The sequence below is a fragment of the Rhizobium sp. 10N427 genome (assembly GCF_056394605.1).
The window spans coordinates 38,908-50,808 of sequence record NZ_JBFTID010000025.1 but is presented as its reverse complement, the minus strand read 5'-3'; the positions used below and the strand labels follow the sequence as shown (position 1 = coordinate 50,808).

The following is an 11,901-nucleotide window of genomic DNA, read 5'->3' as shown; positions in this document are numbered from 1 at the left end:
TTCTCGATGCCCAGCGCAACGTCTCGACGGCCCAGGCAAGCCTGGCCGCTGCCGTCCAGCAGATGGCCAAGGACTACGTCTCGCTCAACGTCGCCGTCGGCGGCGGCTATGCGCCCGATGGCGCAAAGCCGAGTGCCGTCGCGAAGGTGGAAACAATCGCTCCGCCAAAGGGAAGCTGAACCGCGGCAAGCGTGCAACAGAAGGCGCTAAAATGCGGATCATCTGCCCGAAAACCGGCTATTTTGCCCCGGTTTAAGCCCTTAACCCAAAGGGATTAGTTGATTTCGACCATCGATATGGCATCCTGACCTCGGGATTGGGGAAAGTAGCGAGTAGAACCTATTCCAAATGCGGCAGCTAATACTCGCGGACTATAGAGCCGCGACCTGGCTCCTTGCGGAAGGGCTCGCTTCGGAACACGGAGCGAGCCCGGTTTCGTTGATATCCAGGGATCTTGCGCGGCGGGTGCGGTTTCGGCCCGCTTCGTGATGCTGTCCGCCTCTCCTTTTTCACGCTAATCCGAATGAAGCATTCCGGGGCCCGCCGCGCGGACGCTTCAGTGCGTCCCATGCGCGCGAGCTACCCCAGCGGCCAAAAGAACTAGCTGCGCCTACCGCCTCCAGGGGATTTCGCTCGCGGGCGTTTCGCCTGATCATCCGTGCCAGTATGCCCGGCGGCCCTCCGCCAGGACGATGCGAACCATGAGGCTGTCAGATGACCATTGGCGCAAAAGGACGCGGACGTTTCTCCGCGAAGGTTGCGGGCGCCGCCCTACTCTTGCTTGCAGCCGCCCCGTCAGGCGTTCTGGCGGATGAGAGCGGCTACCAGGTCCGTCCCGAAACCAAGCTGAAGGTCACCGTGGTCGAATGGGTGGCATCGACCGGCGACTACAAGGAATGGACCGCGCTCAACGGCGAATTCACTGTCACGCCGGCCGGCAACATCTTCATCCCGATGATCGGCCAGATGAATGTCGAGGACAAGACCGTCGATGAGATCTCGCAGCTGATCGGCGCCAATCTGAAGCGCATCACCGGACTGGCGACCGCGCCGACCGCCTCTGTCGAGGTGGTCAAATATCCGATGGTCTATGTCAGCGGCGCCGTCGAGCGCTCCGGCGAGTTCGAATTCCGCCCGGGACTGACCGTCAAGCAGGCGATGGCCATGGCCGGCGGCAAGGAACGCCGCAGCAGCCCGCAGGGTGAATATTCCGACGCCGAGCAGATCCGTTATGCTGGCGATCTCGGCCGCCTCGAACTGCAACTGAAGCAATATATGGCCAAGCGCGCCCGGCTGATGGCCGAGTTTTCCGGCAAGGATGCGATCGAATTTCCGCCAGAGATCGCCGCGGGGAGCCAGGATCCGATCATCGGCCAGATCATCCAGAGCGAAACGGCCCTGTTCAAGGCCCGTGCCGATGCGCTGAGCCGCGCGCTGCAATCGGCAACCGAGCTAGAAACCCTGCTGACCAGCGAAATCAGCGTCCTCGACGAGAAGATGTCGACGCAGGACCGGCAGGTCACCATCGCCCAGGACGAGTTGAGCGACATTTCCAAGCTCGTCGATACCAAGATCCTGACCACATCGCGCAAGACCGCGCTCGAGCGCACGGTCGCTGAAATGCAGGGCAGCAAGCTCGACCTCGTCGTCGCCTCGATGCAGGCCAAGCAGAAGCTCAGCGAAACCAAGCGAGACGCCGAAACCCTGAAGAGCCAGCGCACCACCGAAGCCGGTCAGGAGCTGCAGACCACTGAATCCGACATCGAGGATACCAAGCTGAAGCGGGCAACCACGCTCCAGCTCTTGCAGATCGCCGGTGCAACGGTGTCCCGCTACCAGAGCCTCAAGGCTGTCGACCTGCAGCCGCTGGAGTTTTGGGTGACGCGCACCGCGAGCGACATTCCGACGACGAGCGAAGTTCAGGACACCGAGGAACTGCAGCCCGGTGACGTTCTCGATGTTCGCTACAACGTATCCACCAGCTTCCAGGGAACGGTCATTTCCGCCCTGGAACCTGAACAAAAACAAACGCCCTAGGGAGCTGCGAGGATAGACATGGTCATTCAGGAGATCGGCAAAATCGTTCCCGGCAATCATCACGCTTTCGATGAGACGCAGCGTGAATACATATCCTTCCGTGACATCTGGGCATTCCTGAAGCGCCACGCCGCGCATCTGGCGATCTGCACGGCACTCGGCGTGTCGGTCGGCGGGCTCTATATCTTCAGCACCGAGCCGATCTTCTCGGCAACGACCCGTCTGGTCATGGACCCCGAACAGGGCCGCATCGCCTCGCAGGACGCCTTCACCGGCACCATCATCATCGAAGCCGCCGAAATCGCCAGCCAGGTGGAAATCGTCAAGTCGGAGTCGATCGCCCGCGACGTCATCGCCAAGCTGAAGCTCGATCACGACCCTGAAATCATCGGCGGCGAATCCTGGCGCGGCATGATAACGGGCGCCATCAAGAGCATCATCCCGGGCATGCACAAGCCGGAGACTGCGCCGCAATCCCCAACCGAGACGGCTGAGGAAGCCCTGATGCGCCGCACGATGGCGTCTTTCCTCTCCCGCGTCACGGTGACCCGCGTCGGCCAGTCCTATATTCTCGAAATCGGCTACAGCTCCACCGATCCGGAAAAGGCGGCCCGCGTCGCCAATGCCATTGCCGACGCCTATATCCGCTCCGGCCTTGCCGAGCGCGCCGCCGCCGCGCAGAGCGGCGCCAAGTGGCTCGAAAGCCGGTTGATCGAAGTTGGCCGGAAAGCCCGCGAAACGGCGATGCAGGCAGAAGAATTCCGCGCCAAGAACGGCATCATGGAGATCAATGCCACATCTTCGCTCGACCAGCAGCAGCTCTCCGAAATCAGCACCCAGGAACTCAGCGCCCGTACCCAGACGGCGGCTGAAGCCGCAAAATACGACGCGCTCGCCCGCCTGAAGAACGGTGGAGAGCCCGATGCAACGGTGCAGGAAGCCGTCAACAATCCGCGCATCCAGAAGCTTCAGGAGGATCTGAGCATCGCCGTGTCGAAGCTCAACAATCTGACCGGCCGTTACGACGCCGGCAATCCAGCCGTCGTTGCGGCACAGGACGAGGTCGCCGGACTGAAGAAGGCGATCGACGACGAATATACCCGCATCCAGTCGCTCTATGCCACCAATCTGGAAGTCGCAAAGAACCGCGAGCAGCTACTGAAGAACCAGCTGGAAACGCTGACCGCCGCCGGGACTGACAAGAACCTTGCGCGTGTCGAACTGACCGAGATGGAAAGCCAGGCCACCACCTACCGCCGGATTTACGAAACCATCCTGCAGCAGGTGACCGGCGCCATCCAGCGCCAGTCCTTCCCGATCGGCAACGCCCGTATCGTCACGGCGGCCACCGCTCCGCTTTCCAAGAACTGGCCGAAACCCAGCCTCATCATTCCGCTGACCGCCATGCTCGGCCTTGCCGGTGGTCTCGGCATGGCGCTGTTCAACGACGGTTACCGCCGCCGCCTCAATGTCCTCGGGCGGCTGCGCAGCGAGCTCGGCATCAATTCGCTCGGGACCATCCCGTTGATCGGCCGCGATGGCAATCTCGCCGCCAGCGTCTCGCCTGTCAGCATCGACGTCGCCTACCGGCGGGTTCTCGATGCACCCTATTCACGCTTCACGGAATCCTTGCGCAGCATACGCGGCGCCATCGACGCCGCATTCCGCTCCAACAACTCGACCGTCATCGGCATCACCTCGATCACGCCTGGCGCCGGAAAGACGACGCTCAGCGTCAATCTGGCTCAAGTCTACCAGCATGAAGGCAGCAATGTCGTTCTCGTCGATGCCGACTTCATCAACGCACGCCTGAGCACAGTCGCAGCCGACTCCGGCCCGGCCTTCGGCCTGAAGCTGCTCGGCTCCGATCACGCCGCCCGCAAGAACAACCAGCGTCCGAACGATCTCGAGCCGGTGGTGGATAGCGAGGGCGCGCTCGCGACCGTTACCGTACCCGACATCATGCGCTCGGCAGGCGCGCATCAGCGCTTCGGCCACCTGATGGCACTGCGCCAGGAAATCGAGGCGTTGCGCCGCAAGTTCAAGATCGTCATCGTCGACATGTCGCCCTTCGAAGGGTCGGCTGATACGCGCCAGATCTGCAGCTTCATGGACGGCGTGCTGCTGGTCCTCGACAATGGCAGCGACGTGACCAACGACCGTATCCAGAACGCCCTCAGCGAATTCAGCAGCGGCCGCATCAATCTTCTCGGCGTCGTCACGACACAGATCAGCGCCGCAAAGCCGAAAGTATCGGGCGGCCGCCACAAGCTCCTGAAACCAACCGGCCCCACCCGGACCGCCTCGGTACCGGCAATCATCAACCGCGCTACGGCAGCGCCGCTGAACATGGTGGTGGGGATCGCCAGCTCCGGGCGCCGCGACATCCTCTCGGCCATCCTGCCGCAGATCTCGAAGCAGACGCGCCAACCCGACGAGGTCATCGTCTGCGTCACCTCGACCACCGATATCGACCAGGTGTCGCTCTCCTCGCTCGCCTGCCCCGTCCGCATCATCATTTCCGAGCGCGGCCTCTGCAGACAGCGCAACGAGATCGTCGCCAATGCCGGAAACGCCGGTGTGGTGCTCTTCCTCGACGACGACTTCATCATGGTGCCAAACTACATCGAACGGCTGGAAACCATCTTCCAGACCCATCCGGATGTCGCGATGTGCACCGGCCGGGTATTGGCCGATGGCATCATCGGCCCCGGCATCTCCGTCCACGACGGGTTGAAGCTGGTCAGCGACCGCGCCCGGCAATCGTCGAACCTGCCGATGACCATCAGCCCGATCTACAACGCATACGGCTGCAACATGGCAATCCGCATGTCGGCGGTGAAGGCCGGCGATATCCGCTTCGACGAAAACCTGCCGGCCTATGGCTGGCTCGAGGACGTCGATTTCAGCCGCCGCATCGCCGAATATGGCAGCATCGTCTCCGCCGACAGCCTCGAAGGCGTCCATCTCGGCGTCAAGGTCGCCCGCACGGCGGGGCTGAAGCTCGGCTACTCGCAGATCGCCAACCCGATCTATCTGATGCGCAAGCAAACGATGGGCACGCGTTACGGCACAGTCCAGATCGGCCGCAACGTCGCGGCGAACGTCGCCAAATGCCTGCGCCCGGAACCCTGGGTCGATCGCCGCGGCCGGCTGAAGGGCAACATGCTTGCGATGCTCGACCTTTTCCGCGGCCGGTTGACCCCGCGCCGGATCGAAAGTCTGGAATAGCGGATGCGGCACCGTCAGCCCGATCGCGTCGTGATCATCAATGACCGTTCCGAACGGGTCGGCGGCGCGTCCAATCTGGCGGTCCTCTCCGCCGAACTGATCCGTGACCGGGGCATTCCGGTCACCTACTTCGCCGGCGACGGCGTCGAGCACGGTATCGCTTCGGCCGAGATGGTCGGCGTCGGCGGCATGCCGCTCGTCAACCAGCACAAGCTGGCGGCAACGATCGGCGGTCTCTACAATCAGGCAGCCTACCACAGCCTGCGCGGCGTCATCGCCCGTACGGATTCACCCGGCACGATCTATCACGTCCACGGCTGGTCGAAGATCCTCTCGCCGTCGATCTTCCGGGCGCTCTGGCGCGTCCGCTCGCGGGTGGTACTGCATGCCCACGACTATTTCCTCTCCTGCCCGAACGGCGGCTATGCCAACTATCAGAGCCACCGCGTCTGCAACCTGACGCCGATGTCGGCGCGCTGCCTGACGACGCAATGCGACAAACGCGGCTATCACGAGAAAGTCTGGCGCTCGACCCGCCATCTCATCCGCCAGCACTTCTTCCCGACGCGCTACGTTCCGGCCAATATCGTCATCGTGCACCAGCACATGCATGAATATTTCACCCGGGCCGGCATCAATGCCGAATTCATCCGCACCATCCGCAATCCGGTGGAGCCCTTCCTGCACCTGCCGCCCAGTCCGGCGGAGACGAAAAAATTCTTCTTCATCGGCAGGCTGGAGCCGGAAAAGGGCTTCGAGGACGCGGCGCGCGCAGCGCGTCTCGCCAATATCCCGCTGCATGTCATCGGCGATGGCGCCGGCCGCGCGGTGCTCGAACGCGATTACCCCGAAGCCGTCCTGCACGGCTGGAAGAGCAAGGAAGAGATCGCGGGCCTCGTCACCGACGCGCGCTGCATCGTCATCTCCTCGCGCGTGCCGGAACCCTTCGGTCTTGCCGCGGTCGAGGCGGTCGCCAGTGGCATTCCCGTGATCATTCCGCAGGCCGCACTGCTCGCCCGCGAGATCGCCGATCTCGGCTGCGGATTGACCTTCGAGAACGGCAATATCGAAACCCTGGCAGCCGCCATGCGGCGGCTTGCCGATGATGACACCCTCATTCGCACCATGAGTGCAAATTGCCTGCGCCAGCGCTCCGGCATGGCACATACCTCCCTCTCCTGGGCTGAGGCCCTGTTCGAACTCTACGATGAGATCCTCGAACGGGCACATGCTGGCCAAGAAGCTGCACTTGCAGGGTAATCCCGCATCGCAAGGCAACGATTGGACGCGCCCGATTACCTCTATGTGACTAGCCGACTACCCTCAGGATGAATTGTAAATGGCCAGAGGCGCTGGCAACCTGATCATGGGTTCAAGGGTAAATGGGGTTTGATATGTTATCTGCTTTCGACGGCTTTGCCCGCGGTGACCAGGTCACGCCGGAGATCCGTGTCGTTGCAGCCGGCTACCGGCTCAAGCGTACCCTCGACATCGTTTTCGCTAGCCTCGGCCTGCTGTTTCTGGCCCCGGCCCTGATCCTGATCGTCATCGCCCTTTTGATCGTCGATGGCCGTCCCATCTCCTTCAGCCATACCCGTGTCGGCAAATACGGCCGCCCGTTCCGCTGCCTGAAATTCCGCTCGATGCGCACCGATTCCGCCGAGCGCCTGGCCGAAATCCTGGCGACCGATCCGGTGCGCCGGGCCGAATGGCAGGAAACCCAGAAGCTGATGAATGACCCGCGCGTCCACTGGCTCGGCAAGCTCTTGAGAATGACCAGCGCCGACGAACTGCCGCAGCTGTTCAACGTGCTGCGCGGCGAGATGAGCCTTGTCGGCCCGCGCCCGATCATCGCCGAGGAAATCGAGCGTTACGGCGCCAACGCCCATGTCTATCTGGCGATGACCCCTGGCCTGACCGGCATGTGGCAGGTCAGCCGCCGCCAGGACACCTCCTACGAGGAACGCGTCCAGTATGACGTGGATTACTACCGCTCGTGTTCATTCACGACGGATATCAGCATTCTCTGGAAAACGGTCGGGGTGGTTTTTCTCGCTCACAACGAGAAAGAGCGGCTCACCAAATGAAAATGGCGGCGAGAATGACCCAGCAGGCGAGGCAGAACAGCGCCAAGCCCCAGCGGAGCTTGTATTTCAGGAAAGACGGGCGGCCATCCGGCGCCTGGCCGGGGCCGGCATCCTTGGAAAGATCACTGAAGCTGGCCGCGCTCTGCGCATATGCAGATTTGCGTGCCGCCTTTGACTCTGTGATCATGACATTGTCTCCCTACCTATTCGGCAGCCGACTCAGTACAAGCTCTCCGTCCTGCCGGGAATCGCATACCGCGCAAACCTTGTCCAACGATTGTTTCTCGGGCTGGCAAGGCGGCGCCGCATCTTTCCGGGCTGCAGTAATAACACCGCAGCCGCCTTGTTGTTCAATCCGCCGCGAGGTTCGGTGAGATGAACGAGCGGGAGGAAAGACCGGACAGCCAGAATCCGCAGCAGAAAGCCAGGCGCATGAAGATGCCCGCCTTCGTCGGTGCGGGGCTCTGGACGCTCTCTGCCAAGATCGTCTCGCAGCTCGCCCAGCTGCTGGCATTCCTGCTCGCCGCCCGCATCCTGGAATCGGCGCAATTCGGCTTCTATGCCTATAGTTCGGCAATCGCCATCCTGCTTGTCCTCTGCGCCGAGGGCGGCTGGGGCGAATATGTCATGAAGTCCCACAGCACCGGCCGCGAGCTCGACCAGATCGGCACGATCGCGGTGATGTCTGGCGTTCTCTGCACCGGGGTCGGCTTCCTGATTTCCGGCGCCCTGCATGTCTGGAACGAGCAATGGCTCGGCATTCTGATCGCACTCTACAGCTGCTGGTTCCTGCCCTCCTCGCTATCGGTCGTCTATGACGGCCTCCTCGTCAATCGCGGGCAGTTGAAGCAGCAGTCGATCATCCGCATCGTCGCCGAGGGCTTCGGGCTCGCCGTCACCATCGCCGGCTTGGATGCCGGCTTCCACGTCGCCTCGCTGATCATCGGCCGGCTGGTGATGCAGACCACCTGCCTGATCGGCTCGTTCATCGTCGTGCGCTGGTATCCGCGTTTCCATCTCACGCGCGCCTTCCTCTTCGATATCCTCGAATTCTCGCGGCATATCCTGTCCAACCGGATCATCTTCTACCTGCGCTCCTATTCCGGCACACTGGCACTCGGCAGCTTCCTGGGCCTGGCAGAAGCCGGTTACTACCGCGCTGCCGAACGGATCGTCGGCGCCATCTCCGAGCTGCTCGGCGAACCGGCCCGCATGCTGGCCTGGACGGCCTTCCGCAAGATCAAGGGCCAGCCCGCCGACCCGCAGAAATTCGAAGAGCTTGGCCGTACGGCAACGCATTTCATGACGGCGCTGATGATCGTCTCGGCACCCGTCTATATCGGCCTGGCGCTGGTCTCTCCCGCGCTCGTCGACATCGCGCTCGGCGACAGCTGGGCGCCGACCGCGGCGCTCGTCTCCATCCTCGCCATCAAGCAGGTTCTGCTGATCCCGGGTTATGTCACCGAGCCGCTGCTGTCGATCACCGGCAATATTGCCCGGATGCCGCGCCTGATGCTGCTGAACGGCGTCGTGGCGATCGCCCTGATCATCGCCGCAGCGCCGTTCGGAGTCGAGGCCGCCGCCTTCGGCCAGTGCATCGCCGCGCTGATCAGCCTGAAAATCTCCGCCCATCTGCAAGGTCGCTACGGCGGCCTCGACTGGAAGCGGGTGTTCCGCGATTGCGGCTATGTCTTCATCGCGATCCTCGCGATGTCGGCCATCGTCTATGCCTTCGGCTATATCGGCGAAGCGACGGCGATGACCCGCATCGAGATGATTGCCTTTCAGGTGCTGTCAGGCGCCGTGACCTATTTTGCAGCACTGGGGGTGATGCATCGGTTCCACGGCGGCGTCGTTCCGATCTGGGAGGTGAAAGATCAACACAAGACTTAGTGACCATCCATCAAGGCCGGGGAAAAGCCGATGACGACGACTGTGACGCTGAAAGGCCGCACATCGACTTTGCGCGAAGCAAGGCGGCGTGCTGAAAAGCTTATTGTGCCATTGCAAGCCCTCAGCGGGCGCCTGCGATATTTCCTTCCGATCCCGCGCCGCTTCACCGGCGCCTATTCCAGCTATGCCGAAGCGCTGGCCGCAGCCAGCACCGGCCCGCTTGCCGGCTACGATCACGACGAGATCGCCCCTGTTGCCTTCGAGCAGATGTGCAAGATCGCCGCCTGGGATTATCCGGTCCTCTTCTGGATGCGTGATCTGGTCCGCGAGACCGGCAGCCTGGTCGATGCAGGCGGCCATATGGGCACCAAATACCGGGCCTTCCGCTCGCACCTGCCGCTCGGCCCCGATTTCCGCTGGGTTGTCTACGACCTGCCGTCGATCATCCGTGCCGGGCAGCGTCTCGCCGAGAAGGACAAACTGACGCGGCTTTCCTTCGTCGACCGCATGGCCGACGCCGGTCCCGCGCCGCTGTTCCTCGGTTCCGGGCTGATGCAATATCTCGACATCCCGCTCGGCAAACTGATCGGTGACATGCCGCAAGCCCCGAAACATCTGCTGCTCAACAAGGTCGCCCTGCGCAAGGGGCCGACCGTCGTGACGCTGGAGCAGATCGGGCCTGCCAAGGTGCCCTACCAGATCCGCAACGAAGCCGAGTTCATGCATCATCTGACCGGCCTCGGATACGAGCTGGTGGACCGCTGGGCGATCCCCTCGCTCTCGTCCCGGATCGACACCCATCCGGAACTCGGCGCCAGCGAAAGTGCCGGCTTCTACTTCCGCAAGATCTGAACGGGATCGCCACGAATCCAAAACGCCGCGCATTGCGCGGCGTCTTCATTTCCAGACCGAAATGGAACCTCAGACGACCTGGCGCGATTGCTGTGGGCCGGAGGCCGGCCGCCGCTCGCCGGCAAGCCGCTCGCTGAGATGATCGGCAAGTCGCATCGATAGCGCCACCAGCATCAGCGTCGGGTTCGCGTGACCTGCTGTCGGAAACACCGAGCTGCCGGCAACGTAAAGACCATCGACGCCATGCACCATCGCGTTGCGATCGACGACGCTGGTCGCCGGGTCGCTCCCCATGCGCGTCGTGCAGGACGGATGGGCCATGTCCATGAAGGCCGCGGCCGACCGGTCGCCGGAGGCGATCCATTCGGCAAGCTCCGGCTCCGGCAATCCGAGCCGCTGAAACTCGCCGGCAATGGTCTGCGCCAGCCGCGCGATGCTCTCGACTTCGGTCTCGCCGATCTTCCAGTTGACCCGGGCAATCGGCTTGCCGAAGCAGTCGAGCTTCTCTGACAGCGTCACGCGGCTTTCCGGATCAAGCTGCTGCTCGGCCATCACGTCGAAGCGCAACTCGGCGGAGCGATGCGGCAGGCCACGCATCTTGACGAGACGCTGATAGGCGCCGGATGCGACCATGCCGGCAGAACCGGCGACCGTCAGCAGATCGCCGAGCGCGCGCTTGCCGCCGCCCTTTGCCAGCCGCTTGAGCGCCGCCCAGGGATCGTCGGCAGCGTGGATCTGCACCGGATAGGCGGCACAGTTCGTCAGCCCTTCCCGCGCCTGGATCGCCGGGCTCAGAGACAGGCCGCGAAGATAAAAATGCGGCGCGCCGTCATGCTTCAACCCGTAGAAATTGAAGTGGCGCGTCACCGCGTCGATATCCCGGCTCTTGCGGAAACGCATCAGCGTCGTGCGCGGATGATCGGCGAGATAGCGGCCGACCGTGCCGCGGCTGTTACCGAGACCGGTGGGCGACAGCGAATTCGACGCCAGAAGCAGCCGCGCATTCTCGACGCCGCCGCAGCAGAGCACCACCATCTTCGCCCGCACTGTCGCCGTATTACCCTCGGCGCTGGCGACGCTCAGCGAATGACAACCGCGCTGTTCGGCCCGGATCTCGGTGACATTGGCATTGGTCAGGAACTTCGTGCCCGATTGCGCCAGCCCCCGCGCCACATTGGCAAAGCGCATCGGCTCGCCGCGCTTCTTCCGCTCATGACTGAACTGCCAGAAGAAATAGCGCAGGCTCTTGGCGTCGAGCCTCAGCTCTTCCGGCGCCGTGCGCAGTAAATCGTGCAGCTTCTCGTCATAGACGTTGGGCCCGAGATTGAGCAGTTCAGCGGCACGGCCGAGATGCGGCATCAATTCATTGCGCTCGAAAGGCCAGCCGGACAGCCGGAGCCACGGCCGCAATGCGAAATCCATATCGTCGAAGGCTGCGCATTTGCCGATCCAGGTATGGGTGCTGCCGCCGAGCATGCGGTTGCGAAGTTCGAAAGCCGGAATGGCGTTCAGCCAGGAAAGAGAGCCGTTATAGCCGCGTCCCTCCGGCGCCTGACGGCCGCCGGAGGGTTCACCGGTATTCTCGACCGCATTCAGTGCCTGCGGGCCCGGTTCGTAGGACGAGCCGCCACTGTCGAGTACCAGCACATCCGCCTTTCCAGTCAGCTCGCGCGCGATCGTAAGCCCGGCAGGCCCGCCGCCGATGACGGCGACATCGACCTGCAGCAAGGTGTGCACGGGCATGGATCTGAGATCGAGAATGCTCAAGGTCTTTTCCCCTTCGATAGCGTCCCCTTTGATA

Annotated in this window: 8 protein-coding genes and 1 pseudogene; 7 read left to right on the top strand and 2 right to left on the bottom strand. The window is 62.9% G+C overall.

Annotated elements, in window-relative coordinates; genetic code table 11:
• The 5 genes and pseudogenes from AC1DIJ_RS29710 to AC1DIJ_RS29690 form a co-directional block, all read left to right on the top strand.
• Positions 1–179: pseudogene (locus AC1DIJ_RS29710) on the top strand (efflux transporter outer membrane subunit); the annotation flags it as partial.
• Between the two features lie 535 nt (positions 180–714).
• Positions 715–2,037, top strand: coding sequence for a polysaccharide biosynthesis/export family protein (locus AC1DIJ_RS29705; protein ID WP_112390129.1), 1,323 nt, complete (start codon positions 715–717; stop codon positions 2,035–2,037).
• An 18-nt stretch (positions 2,038–2,055) separates the two neighbouring features.
• Positions 2,056–5,268, top strand: coding sequence for a glycosyltransferase (locus AC1DIJ_RS29700; protein WP_477831741.1), 3,213 nt, complete (start codon positions 2,056–2,058; stop codon positions 5,266–5,268).
• Between the two features lie 3 nt (positions 5,269–5,271).
• Entirely contained in the window at positions 5,272–6,528 is a 1,257-nt protein-coding gene (locus AC1DIJ_RS29695) for a glycosyltransferase family 4 protein (RefSeq protein ID WP_112390128.1), read from the top strand.
• 134 nt (positions 6,529–6,662) lie between these two features.
• A complete protein-coding gene (locus AC1DIJ_RS29690) occupies positions 6,663–7,355 on the top strand; it encodes a sugar transferase (RefSeq protein ID WP_112390136.1) in 693 nt (230 codons plus the stop codon).
• Here the strand turns inward: AC1DIJ_RS29690 and AC1DIJ_RS29685 are convergent.
• The gene (locus tag AC1DIJ_RS29685; protein WP_112390127.1) at positions 7,345–7,542 is read right to left on the bottom strand and encodes a hypothetical protein; all 198 of its coding nucleotides are present in this window, start codon (positions 7,540–7,542) and stop codon (positions 7,345–7,347) included. The genes AC1DIJ_RS29690 and AC1DIJ_RS29685 overlap by 11 nt on opposite strands.
• A 245-nt stretch (positions 7,543–7,787) precedes the next feature.
• Between AC1DIJ_RS29685 and AC1DIJ_RS29680 the strand changes: the two genes are divergently transcribed.
• Together AC1DIJ_RS29680 and AC1DIJ_RS29675 are read left to right on the top strand one after the other, a co-directional pair.
• Complete coding sequence (locus AC1DIJ_RS29680) at positions 7,788–9,248, top strand: oligosaccharide flippase family protein (RefSeq protein ID WP_162706070.1); 1,461 nt, start codon at positions 7,788–7,790, stop codon at positions 9,246–9,248.
• A 30-nt stretch (positions 9,249–9,278) separates the two neighbouring features.
• The gene (locus tag AC1DIJ_RS29675; RefSeq protein ID WP_112390125.1) at positions 9,279–10,100 is read left to right on the top strand and encodes a methyltransferase, TIGR04325 family; all 822 of its coding nucleotides are present in this window, start codon (positions 9,279–9,281) and stop codon (positions 10,098–10,100) included.
• A gap of 69 nt (positions 10,101–10,169) precedes the next feature.
• On the opposite strand, the gene AC1DIJ_RS29670 is transcribed toward AC1DIJ_RS29675, so the two are convergent.
• A complete protein-coding gene (locus AC1DIJ_RS29670; protein WP_477831740.1) occupies positions 10,170–11,867 on the bottom strand; it encodes an FAD-dependent oxidoreductase in 1,698 nt (565 codons plus the stop codon).
• Positions 11,868–11,901 lie beyond the last annotated feature (34 nt).

What these genes read in the sequence shown, in the direction of transcription:
- AC1DIJ_RS29685 (WP_112390127.1), bottom strand. Translation starts at nt 7,542, where the DNA reads ATGATCACAGAGTCAAAGGCGGCACGCAAATCTGCATATGCGCAGAGC.
- AC1DIJ_RS29680 (WP_162706070.1), top strand. Translation starts at nt 7,788, where the DNA reads ATGAAGATGCCCGCCTTCGTCGGTGCGGGGCTCTGGACGCTCTCTGCC.
- AC1DIJ_RS29695 (WP_112390128.1), top strand. Translation starts at nt 5,272, where the DNA reads ATGCGGCACCGTCAGCCCGATCGCGTCGTGATCATCAATGACCGTTCC.
- AC1DIJ_RS29690 (WP_112390136.1), top strand. Translation starts at nt 6,663, where the DNA reads ATGTTATCTGCTTTCGACGGCTTTGCCCGCGGTGACCAGGTCACGCCG.
- AC1DIJ_RS29675 (WP_112390125.1), top strand. Translation starts at nt 9,279, where the DNA reads ATGACGACGACTGTGACGCTGAAAGGCCGCACATCGACTTTGCGCGAA.
- AC1DIJ_RS29705 (WP_112390129.1), top strand. Translation starts at nt 715, where the DNA reads ATGACCATTGGCGCAAAAGGACGCGGACGTTTCTCCGCGAAGGTTGCG.
- AC1DIJ_RS29700 (WP_477831741.1), top strand. Translation starts at nt 2,056, where the DNA reads ATGGTCATTCAGGAGATCGGCAAAATCGTTCCCGGCAATCATCACGCT.